The sequence below is a fragment of the Klebsiella sp. ZJOU C1 genome (assembly GCF_035620215.1).
Lineage (GTDB): Bacteria > Pseudomonadota > Gammaproteobacteria > Enterobacterales > Enterobacteriaceae > Klebsiella > Klebsiella variicola.
Map to the genome: position 1 here is coordinate 2103643 of NZ_CP141644.1, position 26217 is coordinate 2129859.

Here is a 26217-nt window from a genome sequence, read left to right on the forward strand (position 1 = left end):
GTACCAGCAGTGACTTAACTCAGCGTGACGCACGAAAACGGGCTGCGGCATAGCGCGCAGACACGGCCTACGGCGTAACGGCTGAATCAGGCGACGAAGGGGCGACTTTGTGGGTCTTCGCCATCAGAGAAGCGGCAACGACGCTCCAGCTGGCCGGTGACAGGACTGACGCGCCAGTTAGTAATGCGTTGATTCAACTCGCTGATTTTCGAAGAGAATATAGAGCTTTGCTGTTTTTTGCGCGCAGACGACACCCGATCGCGGGGCGGCCGGACACGCAGCGTTGATGTCATGGTTTTGACACCAGGAAAAAGGGTAGATTTGAAGTTCATAACACACCTCGGGACCGTGAAAACTCTGGTCGAGGTGGGACAACACGAGAGCATCAGGCTCCGGCGAGACACACCAAAACGAAGAAGTGATCACAATCGATTTTATGTTTACTTGTCCGAATAACCGTTAAGGCCATATTCGGACCGCTACTAAATTCAGTATCCATTAGTCTCTTATGTCAGATTAGGAAAGGCCACAACTTAGGCCCATGAAATCTACCCATAGCCAATGTTATTGTCAACCCATTCATATCAATTTAAATCTTCGTTTATATTTTGTGTAGAAACATCAAATCGTAGATTTAATCATTGGTGTTTTTCGGACGGTCGTAAAAAGGAAAAATAGCGGTCAGTGCGTTCAATTGTGGACCACCCTCGGCGCTGCGTCAGATAACGCGCTTTATCCCTGCACCGCAGCCGGAAAAACCGCCGCCAGCCATTCAATAAAGACGCGGAGCCGGGGCGGCACGTGCCGGTGCCGGGCATAGACGACGTGAAAGGGATAGGGGGCCGGGCGCCAGGCGGCGAGGATCTCCACCAGCTTGCCACTTGCCAGCGCGGGTTTTAGCGAATAGGTAAAGGTTTGCACAATGCCTAAGCCCGCCTCGCCGGCGGCAATATGCGCGTTGCTCTCATTGATGCCGAGATGGGGCTCTGTCTTGAGCTCGGTACTGACGCCGTGACGCGTAAAGCGAAACGGAAACGCTCTGCCGCTGGCCGGCGACAGATAGCTGATGAGCTGGTGGCCATGATGGAGTTCATCCGGCGAGGCGGGCGTGCCGCAGCGCTGAAGATAGCCAGGGGTGGCGCAGGTGACCAGCGTCGCCTCGCCGATTTTACGGGCGATCAGCGTCGAGTCATCCATCGGCCCGCCGCGGATGGCGCAGTCAATATTGCCGCTGATGAGGTCCGCGGGTTTATCGGCCACCTGTAAATCGATACGGATATCCGGCCAGGAGGTCATAAAGTCCGCCAGCAGCGGGATCAGCACATCGCACGCGGTCGACCCACCGATGGCGATCCGTAGATGGCCCTTCGGCTTATTGTGGGCGGTATTGAAGGAGGCGTCGATCTCTTCCAGGTCTTCCAGCAGGCAGCGAGCTTTTTCATAGTACTCCCGTCCTTCCGGCGTCACGGTAATACGCCGGGTGGTGCGCTGCAGGAGGGAAACCCCCAGGTGCGCTTCCAGTTGCTTGATGGTTTTGCTGAGCGTGGCGTTGGGCATATCCAGCGAGTCCGCGGCGCGGGTAAAGCTGCCGGCTTCGACAACGCGGGTGAAGGCTTTGAGGGCTGAAAATCGGTCCATTATTCGCAGTATCCTGGTTAGCGGGCGTCCATTATCCACGGAGGGGAAAAGTGTTTTTCAGATTAGGCCATTTTTCCGCCTCTTTGAGGCGATTACAGTGCTTTCCATACCCGGCGGGGCGCTTTTGCGAGCCTGGCCTGTTTATACTCTAACCAAGGAAATGCACCATGAGCAAAAAACTTGCGGATAAAGTGGCGTTAGTGACCGGCGGCAGCACCGGGATTGGCCTGGCGTCGGCGAAAGCGCTGGCGGAGCAGGGCGCGAAGGTGTATATCACCGGCCGCCGACAGGAGGAGCTGGATGCGGCGGTAAGATTCATCGGGCCCGCCGCCCGCGGGATCCGCGCCGACGCCGCCGTGTTAAGCGACCTTGACGCGGTATTTGCGACCATTGCCGACGAGTCCGGCCGCCTGGATGTGCTGTTCGCCAATGCTGGCGGCGGGGATATGCTGCCGCTCAGCGCCATCACCGAGGCGCACGTCGAGCGGATTTTCGCCACCAACGTGCGCGGGGTGGTGTTCACCGTCCAGAAGGCGCTGCCGCTGCTCACCGACGGCGCCTCGGTGATTTTGACCGGCTCTACGGCGGCGGTCAAAGGGACGGCGAACTTCAGCATCTATAGCGCCAGTAAAGCGGCGGTACGCAGCCTGGCGCGTTCCTGGGCGCTGGAGGTGAACGATCGCGGGATCCGCATCAATGTCGTCAGCCCGGGGCCGGTGCGTACCCCGGGTCTGGGAGGACTGGTCGCGGAGGCGGACCGTCAGGGCTTGTTCGACGCCCTGGCCGCCAGCGTACCGCTCGGGCGGCTGGGCGAGCCGGAGGAGATTGGCAGGACGGTGGTATTTTTAGCGTCTGACGAGTCGAGCTTTATTAACGCCGCAGAGATCTATGTCGACGGCGGAATGGCGCAAATCTAAGCACAGTCTGTCGCCAGGCGAGCCGCCCCGGCGGATACCGGGGGGCTCGTGGTTATGGCGATCGCTTACTCACCGCTCGGGTGGGCAGCTTATTGCGCGCCCAGCTGTTTCATCAGCGTCAGGTTATCTTCAATATGCCAGTTGGCGGCAATTTTACCGCCGCTGATCTGATAGATATCGGTGGCGATAAAATCGATATTTTGTCCCTTACCCTTCCGGGTGCCGAAGGTCCCGGTAAAGTGGCCATGAAAATGTAAGTGTGAGACCACCCGGTCACCGGCCACAATCATTTGTTCGACATCACAGCGTAAATCCGGCACCGCCTGACGAAACGCTCTGGAGGCGAGGATCGCGCCTTCCGGCCCTTGTCGGCGCCCTTCCGGGGGCGTTTTATCGATAAAATTCCCCGCCAGCGCCGCCCGGGCCAGCGCTTCATCACCGGTATTCCAGAACGTGGCGTATTGCCTGGCGACATATTCATTGGCGACGCGTGTGGCAGGGGGAAGGCCGTTGTCAACGATGAGCTGGGCTGGCTTCAGCAAACCCTGCGGGGCTGAAAACGCGGAGCCGGATATCCCGGCAAGCAGCAGCGCTGTGGCGCAGCGCCGCAGCGCGATGCCGCGTCTGGCCTGCGCGCAGACAACAGCGAAACTACGGCTGGCAGGTAACATTTTGCGGGTCATTTTCACTCTTTATGCTCCGTATAGAAGGGATAGTCGGTATAGCCCACCTCTGTCCCGCCAAACAGCGTGGCGGGATCGCTGACGGTCGCCAGCGGCCAGCGGTGCTGAAGCCGCTGCGGCAGGTCAGGATTAGCAATAAACGGCCGGCCGAAAGCCACCAGGTCGGCGAAACCGGCGGTGAGGATACGTTCCGCCTTTTGCTGATCGTAATTGCCGGCCACGATCAGGGTGCCGCTGAAGGTCGCGCGCAGCGTGTCACGAAAGTGCTGGGGAACGGCTGGCGCATCGTCCCAGTCCGCCTCCGCCAGGTGGATAAAGGCGATACCCTGCTGTTCGCACCAGGCCGCCAGGGCAAGGATGGCGTCGATCACCTGCGGGTCGTTCATCCCGCGCTGGGTAATGAAGGGGGAAAGGCGGATGCCCGTCCGCTCGCGGCCAATGACGTCGCCGATGGCGGTCAGCACCTCCTGGGCAAAACGGATCCGGTTGCTCAGGCTACCACCGTACTCATCAGTACGCTGGTTGGCGGTACGCCGCAGGAACTGGTCGATCAGATAGCCATTGCCGCCGTGCACTTCCACACCGTCAAACCCCGCCGCTATCGCATTGCGCGCCGCCTGACGGTAATCGGCGACAATACGCTGAATATCCGATCGGGAGAGCGCCCGCGGCGGTGGGCAGTCCACCATCTGGCCCCGGCCTTGCTCATCCACCACCCAGACCTGGGCGTCCGGCGCCAGTGCCGACGGGGCCACGGGTTGCCCATCCGCATGAAAACGAGCGTGCGACATCCGCCCCACGTGCCAGAGCTGAGAAAAGATAACGCCGCCAGCCTGGTGAACGGCCCCGGTCGTCAGCTGCCAGCCGGCAATCTGCTCAGCGGAATGCAGGCCAGGCGTCCAGGAGTATCCCTGTCCCTCAGGAGAGATTTGCGTCGCCTCCGTGACGATCAATCCGGCGCTGGCGCGCTGGCGGTAATATTCCGCCATCAGCGCGGAGGGGATATTTCCGGGCTGCAGGGCGCGCGCCCGGGTCATGGGAGCCATGACGATGCGGTTTTTCAACGGCAGCGTGCCGATGCGGTAACGATCGAAAAGTGAGAGGCTGTTCATACGGGTGTCCCTTGCGAGTGGAATGAAAATCACTTTACAGTCGGGATCTGATTTTGATAATTAGGCTAAAATCAGATTCACTTTTCAGGAAATACGAAAAATGGGCAAGCTGGAAGATATGGCGCTGCTGGTAGCTGTCGCCGAGGCGGGGGGACTCTCCGCCGCCGGCAGACGGTTATCGCTCTCACCGGCCACCATGACGGCCCGCCTGAAGGCGATGGAGGAGCGCTACCAGACCCGCCTGTTCCATCGTTCCACGCGCGCGATCACCCTGACCAGGGCGGGGGAAGATTTTTATCATGCCGCGCGGCGCGTACTGGAGGAGGCCCGTCACGCCGAATCGTTGCTGACGCAAAAGGAAGGGGTGCTGAGCGGCAATATTCGTCTTTCCGCCCCCTCCGACTTTGGCCGACAGTATCTTAGCCCGGCCATCGTCGACTTTTCCCGCCGTCACCCGGAGGTCACGTTTTCCGTGTTCTTAGGGGAGCGCGTGGAGGATCTGGTCGCCAACCGGCTGGATATGAGCATTCGCGTCGGTAACCTGCCAGACAGTAGTTTGGCGATCCGCCATATCCGCCCCAACCACCGGGTGCTGGTGGCTTCGGAGGCTTATCTTGCTACCCACGGAACGCCTGCCTCCCTCGACGAGTTGCACCATCACCGCTGTCTGGCGCTGGAGCGGCACGGTGTGGTGATGAATGAATGGCGCTTCGAGGAGGCGGGAAAGGAGCGCGTGGTGCGGGTGACGCCGGCGATGGTCTGCGACGATGGGGCACTGCTGCGGCAGTGGGCGCTCAGCGGGGCGGGGATCGCCGGTAAATCATGGTGGGATGTGAAGAGGGATGTCGAGGAGGGACGGCTTCAGGTGCTGTTTGCCGAGCGCTTCACCGGATTCAGCCCCTTAGACCGCAAGGAGGTTGGGCTGCAGTTTGTTTTTCCCCAGCGAAAGCTGCAGCCGCCGCAGGTGTCGGCGTTTATGACGTTTTTTATCGACTGGCTGGGGGAGTCATCCCCCTCCAGCGCGAGGCGAAGGTGAGCAGAACATGACCTCAGCGCATCTGGCTGAGGATAATACGATCGAAAAGACGGTCGCCCAGCCAGACACGCATCCGGATAAGCAGTTTGGCATACTTACCGACGGCATAACGGGGGCGTGGATTTGAGGCCTTCACCGCGACCAGGACCGCCTCGGCGATCGTCTGCGGGTCGCTGCCGGTGCCATGGCCGTACGTTTTTTGGATCGACAGGGCGACCCCTCTTACCAACTGACCATACGGTCCTGTGGCCGAACGTTTGACAATACTTTCACTGGCCGCATCGCCGAAGCCGGTTTCAATCACTCCAGGCTCGATGATAACCACCTTGATGCCGAAGTCGGCAACTTCCAGCCGCAGGCAGTCTGACCACCCCTCAAGTGCATGTTTGGTGGCGTGGTACCATGCGCCGAGGACGCTATACATCTTCCCGCCCATGGAAGAGATATTGACAATATATCCGCGACGGCGGGCGCGCATCGCGGGAAGCAGTAGTTGCGTGAGATGCGCCGCGCCGAAGAGATTGACCTCAAACTGGTAGCGAGCCTCATCGATACCGATCTCTTCGACCGGGCCATACAGGCCAAAACCGGCATTATTGACCAGTACATCGACCCCTCCGGTCTGAGACAGAATGGTGTTCACGACCGCCAACCGATCGTCCTGTCGTGAGAGATCCATCTGCAGGCATTGGGCCCCTAGCGAAGCCAGATCGTCCATTTTCCCGAGCTGCCGGGCAGCAACGTAAACCTGGTAACCCTCCTGGATAAGACGACGGGCAATGGCTTTCCCCATCCCTGACGATGCGCCGGTGACCAGCGCGGTTTTCTTTTCCTGAATAAACATAAGCACCTCGGCAAGTAGACTGCGCTGAGTGTGCCTGCTGTCAGGCGCGGTGTCGCTGGCACGGTGCGCCACAATACTGGCAAAGCGCGCCATGACGCGCGCTTAGTTGAGGCGCATCATGTCTCTGAGGGTTTCTGGCGTCTGGCCGGTCCACGCCATAAAAGCCCGATAGAAGGAATTCGGATCTTCAAAACCGAGCAGAAAGGCGATCTCATAACCGGAAAGCGTGGTATTGAGAAGATAGTGGCGAGCCAGCGCTTCGCGACAAGCGTGAACAAGGGCGCGATAATTCTCTCCCTCCTGCTCCAGCCTGCGCTGCAGGGTGCGTTTGCTCATTCCCAGACGTTGCGCCGTATTGTCGATAGAGGCGTCGTTGCCCGGCAGAAGCTCCAGCAGGACTGCATGAACACGTTCAGCCGTTGAGGCCTGATCGCTAAGCTGGCTGAGACGACGCTGCAGCTCCGGCTCAAAGACCTGCCACATACCCTCGTTCACCGTCAAAAAGGGCCGCAGGGCATCAGCGGCGGCAAAGCTGATGGTCGCCCGCTTTCCACGCTGTATGGTCGTGCCGAAGAAGGCTGAAAAGTGGTGGGTCTGCTGGCGGGTGAGGGGCTGTGAGAGCGTTACTTTCACGGCCTGAACCGGTTCGCGGGTGGCCAGTCGGTTCAGACGAAGTAAAAATGCCAGCTCTGCCACTTCCAGAGAGGCAGGGATTTCTGTTGCTCCCATCCAGCGCGGAGACACTGTCAGCGTGCCGTTCTGCACGACCGTCGTCTCCAGCACCATGGGGGCAATAAGCAGTTTATACTTGGCCAGCCGCTGGACCGCCTGCATCATGTGGGTACTACACAAGGCGGCGAACAGCGGGGGATCAAACACTTCCGCAGAGACCCTTTCTACAAAGGGCAAAGGAAAGGCCTGATCGTCGCTTTCTTTTTCCAGCACGCGCCAGAAACGCAGATACTCATCGGTAGTCAGACCGCGATTGATGTCTGAAAAGGTGTCGTCCGGCAAACCGGCCTGGCGGAGGAGATGTTCAGGCTCCATCCCTGCGTCTTTGAGCAGCGCTCGCCAACGGAGATTGAGAGAAAAAGTGCGGTTGCGTGCCATGGTGAGATTTCCAGCAGTGAACAGGGCTTTGATGTGCAACGCCCCCTGATAAGAGCATACCTTTTCCCACCCGCCAGTGACATTCCTCTTGCGCCATATTTGAAGTAAAGCACGCCAGCAATGAGAAGGGGGAACGGATGTGACCCGCGGGGTCGTTAGCCACCTATAGAGTCTTGATCTCAAATATGATTAGATAGCTTTCACTTAAAACCAGTAAGTAGCTGCCATGAATCTCAGGGAAAAAATCATTAATGAATTCGGCGGGTTGTCGCCCGAGCTGCAACGCGCCGCCGAGTTCTCACTGCAAAATGCCAGCCAACTGGTGGTGTTATCGATGCGTGCCTTCGCGGCGGAAGCCGGGGTAAAACCGGCGACGCTGCTGCGTCTGGCGCAGCGGCTGGGTTACCGCGGCTGGAGCGAGCTGAAAAGCGATTTCATTGACGACCTGGGGCTGCGCAATGATACGTACGTATCAAAAGCGGAAAAAATGATGGCCCGCGGCACGCAAACGCAGCTGTATAAAGAGGTTTTTCAGGCGCATCAGGCGAATCTGACCTTTACGCAAAACGAAAATGCGCAGGAGATGGAGCAGGCGGTGACCTTGCTCGATAGCGCGGAGAATGTCTATATCTGCGGATTCCGCGCCAGCTTTCCAATCGCGTGGTCGCTGTTTTATGTCTATCGACTGTTCAACCGGCAGGTATCGTTAATCGATGGCCTGGCCAGCAATATCGAAGTTTTCACCCGCGAACTGACCAACCGGGATTGCGTCTTACTCACCAGCTTTGCCCCCTATTCACGCGAATCACTGGATGTTTTACGGGCAGCCCGGCAGGCAGGGGCGAAGATCCTCGCCATTACCGACTCGCCGGTTTCCCCCTTAGCGCAGGCGGCAGACTGCACGCTGCTGTTTTCCATCGACAGTCCGTCATTTTTCCCTTCCGTGGTCTCCGGCATGGGGCTGGCGGAGTGTTTACTGGCGATGCTGGTGGTGCGCCACGGCCGGGAGGCGGTGAGTAAAATTGAAAGTGCCGAACGCTATCTTATCGATTCTGGCGTCTATGTGATCCCCGGTAAATCCTGATAAATGATTCAAATGTATCTGGTATAAGAATTATAGATGCATTTATATCTTTATTTCGTTGACGTGATCCAAATGGATCCTGCAAGATACGCTCAATTAATGTAGCGGATTCAGGAGCAGAACCCAGTATGAGTCATGTCATTCACCGCAGCCTGCGTAGCACGCCGATCGTGGCCTCACGTGCCCAGGGGGCCTATATCTTTGATGCCCAGGGAAAGCCGTATCTTGATGCCTGCGGCGGGGCGGCGGTTTCCTGCCTCGGACACGCACACCCTGATGTGCTGGCGGCGATGCACCGCCAGATCGATCAGCTGGCCTATGCGCATACCAGTTTTTTTACCAGTGATGTCGTGGAGCAGCTGGCCGACCATCTCACCCGCACGGCGCCCGGCGAGCTTAACTATGCCTACTTTGTCTCGGGCGGATCCGAGGCAATAGAGACGGCGCTGAAGATGGCGCGGCAGTACTTTGTGGAGATCGGCCAGCCATCGCGCACCCGATTTATCGCCCGTAAACAGAGCTATCACGGCAATACGCTGGGCGCGCTGGCGGTGGGCGGTAACGAATGGCGCCGTCGCCAGTTTGCCCCCTTATTAATGGATGTTATCCGCGTCTCAGCCTGCAATGAGTACCGCGATCGCCGGGCTGACGAGACCCAGCAACAGTATACCGAACGTCTGCTCAATGAGCTGGAGCAAGCCATTCTTGAGGCCGGCCCGGAAACGATTATCGGTTTCTGTGCGGAAACGGTGGTGGGGGCGACGACGGGGGCCACGCCGCCGACGCCGGGCTATCTGAAGGGGGTGCGCCGCCTGTGCGATAAATACGGCATCCTCTATATCGCCGATGAGGTGATGTGCGGTATGGGGCGTACCGGGACGCTGCACGCGTTTGAACAAGACGACGTGGTGCCTGATTTAGTAACCATCGCCAAGGGACTCGGCGGGGGTTATCAGCCGATTGGGGCGGTACTGGCGAGTGAGACCATTGTTTCCGCGCTGAAGGCGGGCAGCGGGTTGTTCCAGCATGGCCACACTTACATTTGTCATGCTACCGCCGCGTCGGCAGCGCTGGCGGTGCAGCAGGTGATTGCGCGCGATAATTTACTGGCTGCCGTCAAACAGCAGGGCGCCTATCTGCAACAGGCCCTGCGCGAGGTGTTGGGTGAGTTACCGCATGTCGGCGATACGCGCGGACGCGGCCTGTTTGCCGGCGTCGAGCTGGTGCGCGATAAAGACAACAAAACCCCGTTCGATCCTGCCCTGAAGCTGCATGCTGCGATCAAAGCAAATTGTATGGCGCGTGGGTTGATGGTCTACCCCATGGGCGGCACGATCGATGGTCAGTATGGCGATCACATCCTGATCGCGCCGCCGTTTATCATCACCCCGGCGCAGATCGACTTTGTGGTCGATACGCTGAACAGCGTGATCCGCGAAGAGACGGGAAAATTATGATCAATCGTTTACCGCCCCTGGCGGAACAGGAATGGGACGAGCGGCAACGTCAGTTAGCGGAAGAGATCATCAATGGGCCGCGCGGCGCCTTACTGCCGCCTTTTGAGCCGCTGTTACGTAGTCCCGAGCTGATGGCGCATGCCCAGCGTATGGGGGAGTATTTACGTTATCGCAGCGCGCTGGGTCAGCGTCTTTCTGAACTGGCGATTTTGCTGACAGCACGGCACTGGTCACAGCCGGTAGAGTGGGCGATCCATGCGCCAATAGCACGTGAGAAGGGCATCTCTGCCGCGGCGGTGCGGGCGATTAAGCAACGGCGCCCGCCAGACGATCTCCGGCCCGATGAGCAGGTGATCTATGACTTCTGTCAGCAACTGCATCAGCAGCAAAAGGTGAGTGATAGCACCTGGCAACAAGCCGTTGATTTATGGGGTGAGAAGGGCGTGGTGGATCTGATTGGGATAAACGGTTATTACAGTTTTCTCTCCATGGTGATGAACAGCGCCCAGACGCCCGTACCGGATACCACCGACTCTCTATTTTCTGAATAAGTTAGCCTTTTCATTCGGGCGCATAATAATGCGCCCTGCATATCAAGTGTTGTTATTGGTTCTTCCGGCGATATATATCGCAGGCTGATATTCGTTGCATGCCATTTCATTGACGCTGAGGGTAATTATGACTGGACTATTTAATAAATTAAAACTGACGCTGGCTTTGGTTATTTGTTCAGCCAGTTTTGTGACAGCAGCCCAGGACAAAATAACGGTGGGCGTGGATACCGCCTTTGTCCCTTTTGAATTTAAACAAGGTGATAAATATGTCGGCTTTGATATCGATTTGTGGGATGCTATCGCAAAGAAAATGCATATCAGCTACGAATTAAGGCCGATGGATTTCGGCGGCCTTATCCCCGGACTGCAGTCGCGTAATCTGGACGTGGCGATGGCCGGCATAACCATTACCGATGCGCGTAAACAGGTCGTGGATTTCAGTGATGGGTATTATAATGCCGACCTGTTAATAGCCGTGAAAAGTACTGATAATTCCATTGCCAAATTCAGTGATTTGACCGGGAAAAAAGTTGGCCTTAAGCAGGGGACGGCGGCGGCCAGCTTTATGAAAAGCAAATATAAAGCGAATTATATCGAGTTCCCGAACATCGATAACGCCTACCTTGATCTGCAGGCCGGCAATCTCGATGCCGTCGTTCACGATTCGCCAAATGTCCTTTACTATGTGAAGACGGCGGGTAATGGCAAGGTCAAATCCACCGGTGAGACGGACAGCATTCTGCCACAGCAATATGGCTTTGCGATGCAGAAAAACAGCAGCCTGACGCCAAAAGTGAACCAGGCTCTGCAGGCCCTGCGTGCCGATGGCACCTACGACAAGATTTACGTTAAGTGGTTTGCTAAACAGCCGAAATAACCCTGCCAGGTCGGAGCGATCCGACCTCATTTCTTCTTGACGGGTAGAATGATGAATTTTGACAGTCGCTATATTTGGGATGCTTTACCGCTGCTGATGCAGGGCTTGCAGCTGACGCTGATTATCTCTTTGTCCGGTTTGTTAGGTGGGTTAATCATTGGCTTGCTGGCGGGAACCTGCCGCGCATTAGGCGGAACAATATCAAAAACGGTATCGCTGGTGTTTGTGGAATTAATCCGTGGAACGCCGATCATGGTGCAGGTGATGTTTATCTACTTCGCCCTGCCGATGGTGTTGCCAGTGCGTATTGACCCGGTTCCTGCCGCAATTATTACCATTGTGATTAACTCCGGCGCTTATATAGCGGAGATCACCCGGGGCGCGATTCTGTCGATCAATAAAGGTTTTAAAGAAGCCAGCCTGGCGATGGGGTTATCGCCACGCAGCACCCTATTACATGTCATTATGCCGCTGGCTTTTCGGCGAATGATCCCGGCATTAGGCAATCAGTGGATTATCAGTATAAAAGATACCTCGCTCTTTATTGTGATTGGCGTGGCAGAATTAACCCGCCAGGGACAAGAGATTATTGCCGGTAACTTTCGGGCGCTGGAGGTGTGGACGGCGGTGGCGATGATTTATCTGTTTTTGACATTGTGCCTGAGCTTCCTGCTGAAACAACTTGAGAAAAGGATCCATATTTTATGAGCATGGTTGAATTTAGCGCGGTGGCGAAAAACTTCGGCGCCACTCAGGTGCTGCACGATATCAATTTAAAGATTGAAGCGGGCGAGGTGGTGGTGATCATTGGCCCGTCCGGCTCGGGAAAATCGACCCTGTTGCGCTGCATTAACAAGCTGGAGGAGATCTCTTCGGGAACGCTGCTGGTGGCGGGCATGCATATTACGGATCCGCACGCGAATGAGTGTGATATTCGCCGCGAAGCCGGTATGGTGTTTCAACAGTTTCATTTGTTCCCGCATCTGACCGCCCTTGAGAATGTCATGTTCGGTCCGGTTCGCGTGCGTAAGCAGAGTAAGGCCGCGGCGCGGGAGCAGGCGCTGGCGTTGCTGGACCGCGTGGGTCTGCGTGAACGCGCCAACCACTATCCGGCAGAGCTCTCGGGGGGGCAGCAGCAACGCGTGGCGATAGCTCGTGCCCTGGCGGTAAAACCCAAAATGATGTTATTTGATGAGCCAACATCCGCTCTCGATCCCGAACTGCGGCATGAGGTGTTAAAGGTCATGCGCTCGCTGGCCGAAGAGGGCATGACGATGGTGATTGTGACCCATGAGATTGGCTTTGCCAGAGAGGTGGCTTCCCGGTTGATCTTTATTGATGGCGGCACCATTGCCGAAGATGGTTCACCTGAGGTGCTGCTCACTGCCAGCAGCAATCCGCGTCTGCAAGAGTTTTTGCAACACGTATCCTGAACATAAGTGAATGATAACAATATGAAAAAAATCGCAATCCGTGGTTCCGCCTATGCGGTCGGTCAGCAGCTTGGCGCGTTTGGTCGTGAGGCCTGGCATACTAAAATCAGGCAAACAGCGCTGTGGCAAACCGTAACCGCCCTGAAAACGGCGGAGCAAACCCAGCGCATGCGCGCAGCCGTCCAGGCTCAGTGGCCGCAGATCTGGCAGGAGCTGGAGGGCATGGCGGAGGGGCTGCAGGCGCCGGTGGATGAGGTGTTTGCCTGGAACTGTCGCGGCGATCTGGTGCGTTCGACGTCGGATGGCTGCACTACCCTGGCGGGGATAAGCGCTGAGGGCGAGTTAATTATTGCGCACAACGAAGACGGTTTCCCGCAGCTGCGCGGTGACTGCGCCATCGTCCACGTGACACCGGATGTGGGCCTCGCCTTCACCAGCTTCGCCTACCCCGGCTCCCTGTGCGGGCACACCTTCGCGGTGAATGAGAAGGGGATAGTCAATACGGTCAACAATATTCGTGCCGTGCATCGCCCCGAGGGGATGCCGCGCCAGATACTGGCCCGCGCATCGCTGAATGCCACCACGTTAGATGAGGCCATTACCCTGCTGACCGCGACACCGCGCGCGGGCGCGTTTCACCACACGCTGGGTCAAATGGGCGATAGCCATCTGTTTAGCGTGGAAGCTACCGGCTCCGGCAGCTCAGTGCGCGAGCTGACCGCCACCTTTGGGCATGCCAACCATCTGATCCATCCCCAGCTTGCGACCATTGAACAGATCGTGACCGGGAGCTCCGGCTCACGCCAGCAGCGCCTGGACGCGTGGCTGGCGACAACCCCATCGCTGGATGGGGTGACAGCGAAAGCGATGCTCTCCGACCAGCATGATCCGCTGTTACCGATTTACCGGCTGTCTGCGGAAGATCCGGATGACGAAAATACGCTGGCGACGGCCATTTTTACCCTGAGCGCGACCCGGGTCGCATGGCAGGTCTTCACCCTGGATCGTGAAAACGCGGTTTTGCAGGGCAGCCTTTAGCCGACTGAGGGCGTTTTCAGCAGGGCGATCAGCAGCGTACTGCACGCCATGATCCCCGCCGCCAGCCACACCATGCCTGACAAGCCCGCAGTGGCGATCAGCTGGCCGCCGACAAGCGCCCCGGTGCCGATGGCGGCATTAAAAATAGCCACGTAAATGGCTGACGCCGGCTGGGCGACCGCGCCTGCGCTGCGCAGCAGCCAGGTCTGTAAGCCGACAAACACGATCGCGATACCGGCGCCCCACAGGGCTAACAGCAGCCCGCTAAAACAGAAAGGCAGGAGCGCAAGCCGTCCGGTGCCGAGGAGCGCCAGCGCGCCCCCGCTCAGCAGCAGTGAAGCAAAAATCAGCCCCTTCAGATGACGGTCGATAAGCTTACCCGCGATAACGTTACCCACCAGCCCGGAAACCCCTGACAACAGCAGCAGACCGGAGAGAGCGGTCGCCGGTACTCCCTGCAGTGTTATCAGCAGCGGTTCAACGTAGGTGAAGGCGGCAAAGTGAGCGGTAATGATGCAGGCCGTGGCGCCATACAGGCCGCAGAGCAGCGGATTACGGAAGATATCGCGATAAACACCCAGCCTGACGGGGGTGGACGCGGCCAGCGCGGGCAGCGTCGAGCATAGCACTGCCGCTGCGGCCAGTGACAGCAGGGCCACCGCCAAAAACGCGTGTCGCCAGCCCGCCAGGGTGGCGATAAAGCTCGCCAGCGGTACCCCCACTACGCTTGCCGCCGACACGCCGCCAAAAATGATTGCCGTAGCCAGCCCCAGCCGGTGCGGCGGGACCAGCTGCGCGGCGACGATGCCAATTAAGGCCCAGAAGGCGCCATGCGCCAGGGCGCCAATCATGCGGGCGCTCATCAGGGCGAACATGGAATAAGACCGGGTCGCGGCGAGGCAGGAAAGCGCCAGGGTCAGCATCAGCCCGACCAGCAGCGCCTTGCGTGAAATACGCGCCGGCATCGCGCCGGAAAGCAGGGCCGCCAGGGCGCCCACCCAGCCGTAGGCGGTGACGGCAAGCCCCATACCGGATTCCGTCTGGTGAAAATCCGCCGCCAGGGCGCTGAGCATGCCCACCGGCGCCAGTTCGCTGGTGACGATCGAAAAGGCGCAGATCCCGAGCGCAATGACGGCTATCCAGACGCGCGCCGGGGTTGGGTTAAGGGGTAAAGCAATCTCTTTCATGTCAGGCGTATCCTAAGAAGAGGGAAGTCGCGCATGGTGCACGGACGTTCAGGTGAGGAGAGAACCGGCGATCGGATAGCCTGTTTGTCTCCGCGAGTGGCGTGCAGTATCATCCCTGCGAAAATGATAAAAAAGAGCAGAAAACGGAGAGCCGTTTTCCATAATTGGAAAGTAGATGACAGCAGAGTTTAACTGGGATGATGCGCGCATCTTCCTCGCCATCGCCCGGGCGGGAACGCTAAGCGGCGCCGCCGACAAGATGAACATGGGGATTGCCACGGTGTCCCGCAGGCTGGATCGGCTGGAACAGTCGCTGAAAGTCCCGCTTTTCAGCCGCCATCAGAGCGGCTATCGCCTGACCGACGATGGCGAAGCCCTGCTCGCGCGGGCGGAGGCGCTGGAATACGCAGGCCTGGCGTTCGGCGAGGCGGCGCAACTGCAGGGGCATGTCGCCGGGGTTGTCCGCCTGGCTACCTCGGACAACCTGGCCACGCATTTTATTCTGCCCTCCCTGAAAGGGCTCCTGGACCACTATCCTGACCTGCGGGTGGAGGTGCTGAGCGGCGTGCAGCCGGTGAACCTGCATCGTCGGGATGCCGATCTGGCGATCCGTATGGTCAAGCCTGACGCCGGGCATTTGACCTTAAAGCGGCTGGGGACGGTGGGGTTTGGCGTCTATGGCGCCGCCAGCTATCTGGCCGGCGCGGACGGCCTGTCGCTGAGCGAGTCGGACTTTGTGGGATGGCCGGAGACTCACCAGCACCTGCCGGCCGCCCAATGGATCACGCGCACCCTGCGAGGGCGACCGTGTAAAGTCGAAGCCAATACGCTCGTGGCCCAGGTTTCCGCGGTATCAGCGGGGCTTGGGCTGGGCGTCCTGCCGCACTTTATGGCGCGGGCCAACGGGCTGCAGTGCCTGCAGCCGGAGATCGGTGCGGATCAGACACTTTGGCTGGTGATGCATTCCGACCTGGCCGGGTCCAGACGCGTGCGGGTTATCGCCGACCATCTCATCACCCTCTTTGCGGACCATCAAGACCGGCTGGCGTTGCCCTGACGCTAACGCTCAGGGGATCACCCGCGCCGTTCTCAGCTGCGAAAACAGGCTGAAAAACATCTCGTCTGTGGCCTGCATCCGCTGGAAGCCAGCCCGGCGCAGTTTACTGCCATCGCCAAACATATCGTACTGCCAGCCGAACACGAAATCGGCAAACTGACCGTCGCTCAGGCGCAGAATGTCCGCTTCCACCAGCCGCTTTCCGGCCAGCTCGCGCCAGACGGCACGGTAGTCATTGAATAGCTGATGAAATGAGAGCCTGACGGGCGGGGTGCATTCCAGTTCAAACCACTGCGCGATGCGCGGCCACAGCTCGCACCAGCGCCAGATATCACCATTATTGACGTTGAAGGCCTCGTTTTCCCCCGCCGGTGAGGTGGCGGCCCACAGCGTGGCCTCCGCCAGCAGGTCGGCGTCAGTATGATCGACAATGCTGTGCCAGGTGGTTAACGTGCCGGGAAAGCGCAGCGGTAAACCCAGGGCTTTGCACAGTGACGCATACAGCGCGATGCTCAACGCAAGATTCATGGCATTACCCGGCACCGGGCTGCCCACCACGCCGGGCCTGATAGCGCTCCAGTGCCAGGTTTTGCCTTGTTGAAAGTGGCGGAGCCACGCAAGTTGAGCGGCGTTAAATTCAGCCCCGGGTACGCCGGGGTCGCTTTCCCGCGCCGGGGTTTTAAAGGGGCCAAGATGGGCGCCATACACTTTATACCCCTGCATCAGGCTGACCGCCTGCAGCGGGGCGTTTTGTTCGACGTGGCTGACCAGATTACGCAGCATGGTAACGTTCGGCTCCACCATCTCGCTCCAGTTTCCGGCATTCATCCAGGCACTGTAAAAAATGTGGGTCACGGTGGACAGCGGCTGGAGCGCTTGCGCACTGTGCCGGGCATCGCGTAAATCGACGTGAATCATCGGGATCGCCCCCGGTTGCGACAGAGCGCGGTGGCTGAGGCCGATAACCTCCCATCCACGATGTAACAGGGTGTTGACCAACTGGCGGCCAACGATGCCGCTGCTGCCAGCGACCAGTGCGACCTGAGAGGATGTCTTGTTCATGGTGTTTCTCCTGGGAAGGTGACCGACACAGTGTGCTAGATTATTTTTTTGCCACCTATCCCATGAAACGGATGACACTTATCAGCAGAATCATGAAATGAATAATAAGCTCACCGCCATCGCCACCTTTCTGCGCGTTGCCGAAGCCGGCTCATTTTCCGCAGCCGCCCGGCAGCTCGGGATGAAGCAATCTGCCGTCAGTCAGCAGATCGCCGCGCTCGAACAGGAGCTTGGCGTGGTGTTACTCCATCGTACGACGCGGGCCATGATGCTTACCGAGCAGGGGGAGCATTACCGGCGTGATATGCAGCGGGTGCTGAACGCCATGCAGGAGGCGGAAAGGCGGCTCAACCCGGCGGAGCCTCAGTTTCAGGGACGAGTGCATGTCCAGCTGCCAAGCGGTCTCGGCAGTCTTCTGCTGCCGCATCTGCTGGCGCTGCAGAAACAGTATCCTGAACTGCACCTGATGCTGTCGCTCGACGATCGGATCGCCGATCTGATTACCGAAGGGGTGGATGTGGCGCTGCGTCTCGGCCATGAGCCGCCGCCATCCCATGCTGCGCGGGTTCTGGCGCGGATTGAAACGGCGCTCTTTGCGGCACCAGGTCATTACGCCGTCCAGTCCGTGGACGACCTGGCGGAGTATCCACACGTTCGGTTTAGCGGCATCCCGCTTGATGCTCCGCTGCGGATAATTTCCGCAGACGAGACGAGAGACGTGCAGGTTAAGACCGTTTTTCGGGCCAACACCAGCGATGCGCTGTTGCAGGCGCTGGAATCCGGTATCGGCATCGGAGGGATGCAGCGACCGCTGGCGGCCAGGGCACTCAGGGCTGGAAGGCTGGTGCCGATCCTGGCTGACTGGCGATTACCGGACCGTTTCCTGTATGCCGTCTATCCCGATGCCCGTTTTATTCCGCCGCGGGTCAGAAGCGTGATCGCCTTGATTGAGGCGCGACTGCCTGAGCTCGCTGTGGGGAGCTGAGGGTAAGGCGCTCCCCCATTCAGAACCGTGCGCGGTATCGTGCCGCTCCCCTGCAGGTGGTTTCTGATGTTAAGGTGAGACGTTTATCACCACAGGAGAACGCAAATGATTGTCAGGACCTGGCACGGCTGTGTGCCATTGCAACATGCCGAGGGGTTTGCCCGCCACCTTGAGCAGACCGGCGTGGATCACGCCCGGGGTATCCCCGGTAACAGAGGCGCGCTGGTGCGCCAGGAAAACCAGGGCGAATGGGCGCATTTTTTTCTCGCCACCTACTGGCAGGATCTTGCGGCGGTCAAAGCCTTCGCAGGCGAAGATTATCACGTCGCGGTCACCTATCCGGACGACGACGCATTCGAACTCCTCTCCGACCCCTACGTGTTTCAGCATGAAGTTGAGGCCGTGTCGCCACTGTAGGCTGATGACCGGGCAGGTGTAAGATCGGCCAGCAACAGACGGTTGCTGGCCGCGTGAGAGCGACGTCTACCTTGTATGGGCAGCCAGCCGCCGCTGGGTGAACGTGGCATGACGGGAACACTCAGCGCGTGAGGGCCGCGACAATGGAGGCCTCCATTTTCTCCGGCGTCGTCAACGGCGCAAAACGCGCGAGGGGTGTGCCGTCGCGAGCGATGAGGAACTTGGTGAAATTCCACTTGATCCGTCCGCCGAGCACGCCGGGCAACGCTTGTTTCAGATAACGAAACAGCGGGTGTGCGGCGGGGCCGTTGACGTCCACTTTCTCAAACATCGGGAAGCTCACGCCGTAGTTAACGTGACAGGTCTGCTCGATTTCATCCGCACCGCCGGGTTCCTGCTTACCAAACTGGTTGCACGGGAAACCAAGCACTACCAGCCCCTGAGCCGCGTACTTTTTGTAGAGCGCTTCCAGGCCAGCGTATTGCGGTGTGAAGCCACAATGGCTGGCCGTATTCACCACCAGAACCACCTTGCCAGCATAGTCAGACATTGAGAGGGGCTGGCCGCGCAGGCGGGTAGCCGTCAATTGATAAAAAGGGGTCATAGCAGGCTCCTGAGAGTAGAAACAGTTCAACGCTGACGATCGCGCGAATGTTTGAAGCAGATTAGGCAGTTATGATACACAGGGTTAGGGATTTGTACCTGGAGTGTTAAAAAAACGCCAGATGTCATAGAGAAAATCGCAAACAGGAACGGCTGAAAATGATGAAATATGTCTTATCGCTGGTGGTGGTAGCGATGCTCGCAGGATGTACCAGCACGCCAAACTTGCCGCCTCGGGATACCATTGTGGCGATGAAACCCACAGAGTCCGGTATTGTCGCCAGCTCAGCGAAATACAGTTACCGCTTTGTCCGTGACGGTGTGCCTCAGGAATATCAGCGTTATAAGACCTTTTATGAACGCTTTCATCAACAGGCTTCCGGCGTGCGGGTTAACTTTGTCGTGGAACAACATGAGGTGACGGCGGAATATCTGGTGGTGATGGATCAGCGCAAACTGGATGCCGGGCAGCATAGCGAGCTGGTGAATCAGTATCATGCGGTGCAAATTGATAACGATCGCCTCGGGGTGTTGTTTAAAGCGACAGGATTTTGGACTGCATCGGACGCGTCAGATCTGGCCGCCGCCTACCAGTTAGCGCACCCCGTTGTGGTATCAATCAATGATAAGACTAAAACGATTAGCTCGCTTGGCGCCGTCGCCATGGCCCCGTTGTTTCCATTTTACATGATGTATGGATGTGCCATCGGGCCTTGTGTCTGAGGAAAACAGCCAGCAAGTCACTCGACTCACTGGCTGAGTATTTAATTAAGCTTCACTTTTAGATGACTGCTTGTGAAACAGTTCGCGGAATACCGGGTAGATATCTTCCTGGTCGCGGATATGCTGCATGGCGAAATTATCAAAGGTCGCCTGCAGATGTTCATACTCGCGCCACAGGGTTTGATGCGCCCGGCGGGTAATTTCGATGTAGCTGTAATAACGCACCACTGGCAGAATTTTCTTCGCCAGCAGTTCGTGGCACAGCGGGGAGTCATCGGCCCAGTTGTCGCCATCCGACGCCTGGGCGGCGTAGATGTTCCACTGCGCCGGGTCATAACGGGCCTGCACCACTTCATCCATCAGCTTCAGGGCGCTGGAGACGATGGTGCCGCCGGTTTCCTGAGAATAGAAAAATTCGTGTTCATCCACCTCTTTTGCCTGGGTATGGTGGCGGATATAGACCACATCGACGTTTTTATAGGTCCGGCTGAGGAACAGATACAGCAGGATATAAAAGCGCTTGGCCATGTCTTTGGTGGCCTGGTCCATCGAGCCTGAGACGTCCATCAGGCAGAACATCACTGCCTGGCTGGAGGGCTCCGGCCGTTTTTCATAATTTTTGTAGCGCAAGTCAAAGGTGTCGATAAACGGCACCCGTTCAATTTTGGCGCGCAGCTCAGCAATCTCTTTGCGCAGGCGTTCCTCCTCCAGCAGCTGCACCGGTTCGCTGCGGCTGATGGTCTCCAGATCCTCCTCCAGGGCGCGCAGTTCACGGCGCTTGCCAGCGGTCATCGCCGTACGCCGGGCCAGCGAGTTCTGCAGCGAACGCACCACGCTGATGTTGGCTGGCACCCCATTCGAGGTAAAGCCCGCGCGATGGGTTTTAAACTCGTTCAACTGCCGGTGCTGATTCTTCTTCAGGTTCGGCAGGGCGAGATCTTCAAATAACAGATCCAGGTACTCATCTTTCGAAATCTGGAAGACAAACTCATCCTTCCCTTCGCCGTCGGCGCTGGCTTGCCCCTGACCGCCGCCACCGCCGCCGCCACCGCCCTGCGGGCGCTCAATCCGGTCGTTTTGCACAAAATGATCGTTGCCCGGGTGGACGCGGTTGCGCAGGCCGCCGCGACCCTGATGAAACATCGGCTCGTTGATATCGTCCGTCGGGATCGAGACGGATTCTCCGCTCTCAATATCGGTGACCGAGCGCTTGTTGATAGCCTCGGAAATCGACTGTTTAATCTGCGCCTTATAACGGCGCAAAAAGCGCTGGCGATTGACGGCGCTTTTGTTTTTCCCGTTCAGGCGTCGGTCTATGAACCAGGTCATATGCCCTCCTGTACTGCATTAGCCAACTTTGCTTATCATCATTCAGCTGCAGTTGACCCGGCGGCGTGCCGCCGGGCTTGACGCATCAGGACGATTTACGAACCCGCAGGTACCACTCGCAGAGCAGGCGAACCTGTTTGCGGGTGTAGCCTTTTTCCATCATGCGGTCGACAAAGTCGTCGTGTTTTTTCTGCTCATCGGTTGATGTTTTGGCATTAAACGAAATGACCGGCAACAGCTCCTCGGTATTAGAGAACATTTTCTTCTCGATAACCGTGCGCAGTTTCTCGTAGCTGGTCCAGTTCGGATTACGTCCGCTGTTGTTGGCTCTGGCGCGCAGCACAAAGTTGACGATTTCGTTACGGAAGTCTTTCGGGTTGCTGATCCCGGCCGGCTTCTCAATTTTCTCCAGCTCAGCATTCAACGACTCACGGTCAAACAGCTGACCGGTGTCCGGATCGCGATACTCCTGATCCTGGATCCAGAAGTCGGCGTAGGTGACATAGCGATCGAAAATGTTCTGCCCGTACTCGGAGTAGGATTCCAGATAAGCGGTCTGGATCTCTTTGCCGATAAACTCGGCGTATTTCGGGATCAGATAGCCTTTGAGGAATTCCAGGTAGCGCTCGGCGTTCTCCTGTGGGAACTGTTCGCGCTCAATCTGCTGCTCCAGGACATAGAACAGATGCACCGGGTTGGCGGCCACCTCGACATGGTCGAAGTTAAACACCCGTGACAGGATCTTAAAGGCAAAGCGGGTGGAGAGCCCGTTCATCCCTTCATCCACCCCGGCGTAATCGCGATACTCCTGATAGGATTTCGCTTTCGGGTCGGTATCTTTCAGGCTTTCGCCATCATAGACCCGCATTTTCGAGTAGATGCTTGAGTTTTCCGGCTCTTTCAGGCGCGACAGAATCGAGAAGCGCGCCAACGTTTCCAGGGTGCCCGGGGCGCACGGCGCGTGGGTCAGCTCGCTGCTGTTGAGCAATTTTTCATAGATGCGGATCTCTTCGGAGATACGCAGGCAATAAGGCACCTTGACGATATAGACGCGGTCGAGGAAGGCCTCATTGTTCTTGTTATTACGGAAGGTCACCCATTCCGATTCGTTGGAGTGGGCGAGGATTATCCCGTTAAACGGCAGGGCAGAGATCCCTTCAGTCCCGTTGTAGTTCCCTTCCTGGGTGGCGGTTAGCAGCGGATGTAGCACCTTAATCGGCGCTTTAAACATCTCGACGAATTCCATAATCCCCTGGTTGGCACGGCACAACGCACCGGAGTAGCCATAAGCGTCCGGGTCGTTTTGCGCATAGTGTTCCAGTTTACGGATATCCACTTTACCCACCAGCGCCGAAATATCCTGGTTGTTTTCATCACCGGGTTCGGTTTTGGCGATGGCGACCTGCTCAAGAATCGATGGCCAGACTTTGACCACGCGGAATTTAGTAATATCGCCGCCAAACTCGTGCAGGCGCTTGGCCGCCCACGGCGACATGATGGTGCCGAGGTAGCGGGTGGGCACGCCATACTCTTTCTGAAGGATCTGGGCATCCTCCTGCGGATTAAACAGGCACAGCGGGTGATCGTTGACCGGGCTACGCTCGCCGTTGGCGCTCAGCACATAGATGGGCACGCGCTGCATCAACGCTTTCAGCCGTTCAGCCAGCGACGATTTACCACCGCCCACCGGCCCCAGCAGATAGAGGATCTGTTTCTTCTCTTCCAGCCCCTGGGCGGCATGCTTGAGATAGGAAACGATCTGCTCAATGGCGTCTTCCATACCGTAAAACTCTTCAAAGGCCGGATAGCGTGCGATGACCCGGTTTGAAAAGAGACGGGATAGCCGCGGCTCGAGAGCCGTATCAACCATGACGGGTTCACCAATGGCCATCAACAGACGTTCTGCCGCATTGGCATAGGCACTGCGATCTTGCCGGCAGATGGTAAGAAACTCCTGCAGTGTGAACTCTTCGTCCTTGGCAGCTTCATAGCGCTGGCGATAGTGATCGAATATATTCATGGCATGCCGTCCTTTCGTTTTTTAGCACAGGTTGAGAGCCGTTCATATGAGTAGTGGGGGCCCCCGGAAGACATAAGCTGAACGTCGCTCTCCAGATATCCAGCAACCCTTATGCCAGGTTGCGGGTGGAGTAGCGTGAATGTGCCCTGCAATTACACCTTCTAAATTTAAGCGTAGATGCATTTAGAAATCTTGCATGCCGCAGAAAATCAATTTCAATGACATATCAATAACTCATCCTGAAAATGACGCTTTTTGACACGCCAGGACGCGAAGCTGTCACCGGGCTGTCACCTCATGGTAAGAGAAGGGTGGGAAAGTGAACGATTTGTGTCATGTCGGGTAAAGAATTTGAGGCATGAGGCCTACGACGGTAAACTGCACGGGCTGATAATTTGACAACGGGAATATGGATTGTGACTAAAATCAAACTTCTGGCACTCGGCGTGCTGATTGCGACGTCCGCCAGCGCGGCGCATGCCGACGGGAAGTTCACTCTTGGGGCTGGCGTAGGCATCGTCGAGCATCCGTATAAGCAATATGATGCGGATGTCTACCCGGTGCCGGTCATTAGTTATGAGAGCGATAACTTCTGGTTCCACGGTCTGGGCGGGGGCTACTACCTGTGGAACGACACCAACGATAAGCTGTCAATAACGGCCTACTGGTCGCCGATGTACTTCAAGCCGGGCGACAGCGACAGCGCGCAAATGCGTCAACTGGATAAACGTAAATCGACCGTGATGGCCGGTCTGTCTTATGTCCACAACACGCCCTATGGTTTCCTGCGCACGACGATTGCAGGCGATACGCTGGATAACAGTAATGGTATCAACTGGGATCTCGCCTGGCTGTACCGCTACACCAATGGTAACCTGACGCTGACGCCGGGCATTGGCGTGGAGTGGAACAGCGACAATCAGAACGAATACTACTATGGTGTCTCGCAGCATGAGTCCCGTCGCAGCGGCATGCGCAGCTACGATCCGGACAGCAGCTGGAACCCGTATCTGGAGCTGTCGGCTAACTATCGCTTCCTCGGCGACTGGAGCGTATACGGCATTGCACGCTATACCCGTCTGTCGGATGAAATTACCGACAGCCCGATGGTGGACAAATCCTGGAGCGGCCTGATCTCAACCGGGATTACCTACACCTTCTGATTGTGCATCATTACAGTGCGCTTTATGCATCAAAACAGGGCTTCACGCCCTGTTTTGCTTTATGGTGGTGCAGAAAGCTAAAGAGGAGGAGACGGTGAAAAAAACAGTACGCTTTGGCGAGCAGGCGGCGGTTCCGGCCATCGGGCTGGGCACCTGGTATATGGGCGAAAACAGCGCCCAGCGTCCGCAGGAAGTGGCTGCACTGCGCGCGGGCATCGACCACGGACTGACGGTGATCGATACGGCGGAAATGTATGCCGACGGTGGGGCGGAAGAGGTCGTCGGGCAGGCGATCCGCGGCCTGCGCGATCGCGTGGTGCTGGTGTCCAAAGTCTATCCCTGGCACGCCGGCGGAACGGCGATGCGCCGCGCCTGTGAAAACAGCCTGCGCCGGCTGCAGACCGACTATCTCGATATGTATCTCCTGCACTGGCGCGGGGATATCCCGCTGCAGGAGACGGTCGAGGCGATGGAGAGGCTGGTGGCCGAGGGCAAGATCCGCCGCTGGGGCGTCTCTAATCTGGACACCGACGATATGCAGGCGCTGTGGCGGACGGCGGGTGGCGAACGCTGCGCGACCAACCAGGTGCTCTATCATCTCGCATCGCGGGGCATTGAATACGATCTCCTGCCCTGGTGCCAGCAGCACACTCTGCCGGTGATGGCCTACTGCCCGCTGGCGCAGGCGGGGCGCTTACGCGATGGACTTTTTCAGCATACCGATATCATTAATATGGCTAACGCGCGGGGGGTGACAGTCGCACAACTGCTGCTCGCCTGGGTGATTCGTCATCCGGGAGTGCTGGCGATCCCGAAAGCGGCCAGTATTGAGCATGTGGTGCAGAATGCTGCCGCGCTCGATATCGTCCTCAGTGCGGAAGAGCTCGCGCAGCTGGATCGCCTCTATCCACCACCGCAGCGAAAAAACCGGCTGGATATGGTTTAATCAGCACCTCAGCCAGCGGAGAAAAAAGCCCCGTCGGGAACGGGGCTTTTTGCTGTTAGCGTTTTTTCAGGCTGATGGTCTGCGCCAGGCGAGAGGGGGTCTCTTCGCTGGCTTTCTGCGGCTGGGTCACGCAACAGGTTTCGACGCAAACGAAGGTTTTGTAACCATCGTCCGGCATGTCGCCCATGCTGACGGACAGCGCCGGGCCCGGGTTCCAGGCCACCACGTTGTGCTGATGATGGTGCACGACGTCGATAGTGCGGTTAAGCGCATCGTCATGGATCACGCTGCAGCTGTCGGCGTTGAGGTAGACGCGGTCGGTGCGGTCCGGGAAGGTCTGCACGCCGTTGCTCAGGACGCCTTCTTCGGCATTCTTCACTTTATCGATATAGCGCTCGCCAAGACCACTCACTTTCACCGCTGCGATATCGCCGACGTTGAAGTAGGTATGCAGGGCAGAGGTGGTCTCGAATTCACCGTGGGCTTCCAGCTCGATTTCGCAGGTTTTGCCCAGCTTGAAGCGGGCATAGAGGGTGAATTCGTGCGGCCAGAGCTTCATGGTTTCGGCGCTGTGCTGGAGCGCAAAGGTCAACATGACGCCGCTGTCGTCTTCGTCATGACCTTCCAGGGTCCATGGCAGATTGCGGGCAAAGCCGTGCGACGGCAGACCCTGCTGCGCGGAAGGGCCAAACCAGGGCCAGCAAATCGGCACGCCGCCGCGCAGGGCGACGCCCTGTTTAAATGGGGTGTTGTTGCTCAGCCACAAGACTTCTTCTTCACCGGCGGGTTTCCAGGAGAGCAGGTGCGCTCCCTGCAGCGCCACAGAGGCTTTCACCTGCGGATGGTCGATGACAATCAGCTCCAGGTCGTCCAGCTGGCGACGGGAGATCACGGGAGAAATGGTTTCATTCACCGGGAGAGCAAAAATTTTATTTATCATTG

At 57.8% G+C, this 26217-nt stretch carries 27 protein-coding genes; 15 read left to right on the forward strand and 12 right to left on the reverse strand.

What is annotated here, in order from left to right; translation table 11 throughout:
• Nucleotides 1-86 precede the first annotated feature (86 nt).
• Nucleotides 87-293: a hypothetical protein gene (locus tag SPE70_RS09950; protein WP_224224395.1), complete on the reverse strand. Its 207-nt coding sequence runs from the start codon at nucleotides 291-293 to the stop codon at nucleotides 87-89.
• A gap of 439 nt (nucleotides 294-732) precedes the next feature.
• On the reverse strand, nucleotides 733-1638 hold the full coding sequence (locus SPE70_RS09955) for a LysR family transcriptional regulator (RefSeq protein ID WP_016160723.1): 906 nt from the start codon (nucleotides 1636-1638) through the stop codon (nucleotides 733-735).
• 167 nt (nucleotides 1639-1805) lie between these two features.
• Here SPE70_RS09955 and SPE70_RS09960 point away from each other — a divergent pair, with 167 nt between their 5' ends.
• Nucleotides 1806-2555 carry an SDR family oxidoreductase gene (locus tag SPE70_RS09960; RefSeq protein WP_012542112.1) on the forward strand — a complete coding sequence of 250 codons (750 nt, stop codon included), beginning with the start codon at nucleotides 1806-1808 and terminating at the stop codon, nucleotides 2553-2555.
• A gap of 89 nt (nucleotides 2556-2644) precedes the next feature.
• On the opposite strand, the gene SPE70_RS09965 is transcribed toward SPE70_RS09960, so the two are convergent.
• Together SPE70_RS09965 and SPE70_RS09970 are read right to left on the reverse strand one after the other, a co-directional pair.
• The gene (locus SPE70_RS09965) at nucleotides 2645-3238 is read right to left on the reverse strand and encodes an ester cyclase (RefSeq protein WP_023297418.1); all 594 of its coding nucleotides are present in this window, start codon (nucleotides 3236-3238) and stop codon (nucleotides 2645-2647) included.
• A 2-nt stretch (nucleotides 3239-3240) separates the two neighbouring features.
• Complete coding sequence (locus SPE70_RS09970; protein WP_022065495.1) at nucleotides 3241-4350, reverse strand: alkene reductase; 1110 nt, start codon at nucleotides 4348-4350, stop codon at nucleotides 3241-3243.
• Nucleotides 4351-4450: 100 nt separating this feature from the next.
• Here SPE70_RS09970 and SPE70_RS09975 point away from each other — a divergent pair, with 100 nt between their 5' ends.
• Complete coding sequence (locus tag SPE70_RS09975; protein WP_032739602.1) at nucleotides 4451-5386, forward strand: LysR family transcriptional regulator; 936 nt, start codon at nucleotides 4451-4453, stop codon at nucleotides 5384-5386.
• Nucleotides 5387-5399: 13 nt separating this feature from the next.
• Here SPE70_RS09975 and SPE70_RS09980 read toward each other — a convergent pair whose 3' ends face one another.
• Both SPE70_RS09980 and SPE70_RS09985 read right to left on the reverse strand, forming a co-directional pair.
• Nucleotides 5400-6230, reverse strand: coding sequence for an oxidoreductase (locus SPE70_RS09980; RefSeq protein WP_032739978.1), 831 nt, complete (start codon nucleotides 6228-6230; stop codon nucleotides 5400-5402).
• Nucleotides 6231-6332: 102 nt separating this feature from the next.
• A complete protein-coding gene (locus tag SPE70_RS09985; protein WP_064170186.1) occupies nucleotides 6333-7340 on the reverse strand; it encodes an AraC family transcriptional regulator in 1008 nt (335 codons plus the stop codon).
• Between the two features lie 226 nt (nucleotides 7341-7566).
• Between SPE70_RS09985 and SPE70_RS09990 the strand changes: the two genes are divergently transcribed.
• The 7 genes from SPE70_RS09990 to SPE70_RS10020 all read left to right on the forward strand — a co-directional run bounded on the left by SPE70_RS09990 (nucleotide 7567) and on the right by SPE70_RS10020 (nucleotide 13783).
• Nucleotides 7567-8424, forward strand: coding sequence for a MurR/RpiR family transcriptional regulator (locus SPE70_RS09990; protein WP_008807647.1), 858 nt, complete (start codon nucleotides 7567-7569; stop codon nucleotides 8422-8424).
• Between the two features lie 128 nt (nucleotides 8425-8552).
• A complete protein-coding gene (locus tag SPE70_RS09995; RefSeq protein WP_022065498.1) occupies nucleotides 8553-9881 on the forward strand; it encodes an aspartate aminotransferase family protein in 1329 nt (442 codons plus the stop codon).
• The gene (locus SPE70_RS10000) at nucleotides 9878-10432 is read left to right on the forward strand and encodes a carboxymuconolactone decarboxylase family protein (RefSeq protein ID WP_012968484.1); all 555 of its coding nucleotides are present in this window, start codon (nucleotides 9878-9880) and stop codon (nucleotides 10430-10432) included. Before SPE70_RS09995 ends, SPE70_RS10000 begins: the two co-directional genes overlap by 4 nt.
• A 127-nt stretch (nucleotides 10433-10559) precedes the next feature.
• Nucleotides 10560-11312 carry a glutamine ABC transporter substrate-binding protein GlnH gene (gene glnH / locus SPE70_RS10005; RefSeq protein WP_008807644.1) on the forward strand — a complete coding sequence of 251 codons (753 nt, stop codon included), beginning with the start codon at nucleotides 10560-10562 and terminating at the stop codon, nucleotides 11310-11312.
• A gap of 51 nt (nucleotides 11313-11363) precedes the next feature.
• On the forward strand, nucleotides 11364-12020 hold the full coding sequence (glnP, locus tag SPE70_RS10010) for a glutamine ABC transporter permease GlnP (RefSeq protein ID WP_012542106.1): 657 nt from the start codon (nucleotides 11364-11366) through the stop codon (nucleotides 12018-12020).
• 2 nt (nucleotides 12021-12022) lie between these two features.
• Nucleotides 12023-12745, forward strand: coding sequence for a glutamine ABC transporter ATP-binding protein GlnQ (gene glnQ, locus SPE70_RS10015; protein ID WP_012542105.1), 723 nt, complete (start codon nucleotides 12023-12025; stop codon nucleotides 12743-12745).
• Nucleotides 12746-12766: 21 nt separating this feature from the next.
• Entirely contained in the window at nucleotides 12767-13783 is a 1017-nt protein-coding gene (locus SPE70_RS10020; protein WP_064170185.1) for a C45 family autoproteolytic acyltransferase/hydolase, read from the forward strand.
• On the opposite strand, the gene SPE70_RS10025 is transcribed toward SPE70_RS10020, so the two are convergent.
• Nucleotides 13780-14970 (reverse strand): MFS transporter, encoded by a 1191-nt coding sequence (locus SPE70_RS10025; protein WP_032730094.1) that lies wholly within the window; start codon nucleotides 14968-14970, stop codon nucleotides 13780-13782. The genes SPE70_RS10020 and SPE70_RS10025 overlap by 4 nt on opposite strands.
• A 175-nt stretch (nucleotides 14971-15145) precedes the next feature.
• On the opposite strand from SPE70_RS10025, the gene SPE70_RS10030 reads away from it, so the two are divergent.
• A complete protein-coding gene (locus SPE70_RS10030; protein WP_022065501.1) occupies nucleotides 15146-16027 on the forward strand; it encodes a LysR family transcriptional regulator in 882 nt (293 codons plus the stop codon).
• A gap of 9 nt (nucleotides 16028-16036) precedes the next feature.
• Here SPE70_RS10030 and SPE70_RS10035 read toward each other — a convergent pair whose 3' ends face one another.
• Complete coding sequence (locus tag SPE70_RS10035) at nucleotides 16037-17089, reverse strand: SDR family oxidoreductase (protein ID WP_064170184.1); 1053 nt, start codon at nucleotides 17087-17089, stop codon at nucleotides 16037-16039.
• 97 nt (nucleotides 17090-17186) lie between these two features.
• Between SPE70_RS10035 and SPE70_RS10040 the strand changes: the two genes are divergently transcribed.
• Both SPE70_RS10040 and SPE70_RS10045 read left to right on the forward strand, forming a co-directional pair.
• Nucleotides 17187-18074, forward strand: coding sequence for a LysR family transcriptional regulator (locus SPE70_RS10040; protein WP_049138604.1), 888 nt, complete (start codon nucleotides 17187-17189; stop codon nucleotides 18072-18074).
• Nucleotides 18075-18179: 105 nt separating this feature from the next.
• Complete coding sequence (locus SPE70_RS10045) at nucleotides 18180-18491, forward strand: hypothetical protein (protein WP_012968478.1); 312 nt, start codon at nucleotides 18180-18182, stop codon at nucleotides 18489-18491.
• A gap of 121 nt (nucleotides 18492-18612) precedes the next feature.
• On the opposite strand, the gene SPE70_RS10050 is transcribed toward SPE70_RS10045, so the two are convergent.
• Complete coding sequence (locus SPE70_RS10050) at nucleotides 18613-19095, reverse strand: glutathione peroxidase (protein ID WP_012968477.1); 483 nt, start codon at nucleotides 19093-19095, stop codon at nucleotides 18613-18615.
• Nucleotides 19096-19253: 158 nt separating this feature from the next.
• Here SPE70_RS10050 and SPE70_RS10055 point away from each other — a divergent pair, with 158 nt between their 5' ends.
• A complete protein-coding gene (locus SPE70_RS10055) occupies nucleotides 19254-19817 on the forward strand; it encodes a hypothetical protein (protein WP_050887684.1) in 564 nt (187 codons plus the stop codon).
• Nucleotides 19818-19862: 45 nt separating this feature from the next.
• Here the strand turns inward: SPE70_RS10055 and SPE70_RS10060 are convergent, their stop codons facing one another.
• On the reverse strand, nucleotides 19863-21146 hold the full coding sequence (locus SPE70_RS10060; protein WP_012968476.1) for a YeaH/YhbH family protein: 1284 nt from the start codon (nucleotides 21144-21146) through the stop codon (nucleotides 19863-19865).
• Nucleotides 21147-21231: 85 nt separating this feature from the next.
• Entirely contained in the window at nucleotides 21232-23166 is a 1935-nt protein-coding gene (gene yeaG, locus SPE70_RS10065; protein ID WP_008807632.1) for a protein kinase YeaG, read from the reverse strand.
• Nucleotides 23167-23582: 416 nt separating this feature from the next.
• Between yeaG and SPE70_RS10070 the strand changes: the two genes are divergently transcribed.
• Both SPE70_RS10070 and SPE70_RS10075 read left to right on the forward strand, forming a co-directional pair.
• The gene (locus SPE70_RS10070) at nucleotides 23583-24329 is read left to right on the forward strand and encodes a MipA/OmpV family protein (RefSeq protein ID WP_008807631.1); all 747 of its coding nucleotides are present in this window, start codon (nucleotides 23583-23585) and stop codon (nucleotides 24327-24329) included.
• Between the two features lie 61 nt (nucleotides 24330-24390).
• On the forward strand, nucleotides 24391-25275 hold the full coding sequence (locus SPE70_RS10075) for an aldo/keto reductase (protein WP_023297424.1): 885 nt from the start codon (nucleotides 24391-24393) through the stop codon (nucleotides 25273-25275).
• Between the two features lie 55 nt (nucleotides 25276-25330).
• Here SPE70_RS10075 and SPE70_RS10080 read toward each other — a convergent pair whose 3' ends face one another.
• Nucleotides 25331-26215, reverse strand: a complete 885-nt coding sequence (locus tag SPE70_RS10080; RefSeq protein WP_008807629.1) for a D-hexose-6-phosphate mutarotase — start codon at nucleotides 26213-26215, stop codon at nucleotides 25331-25333.
• Between the last annotated feature and the right edge of the window lie 2 nt (nucleotides 26216-26217).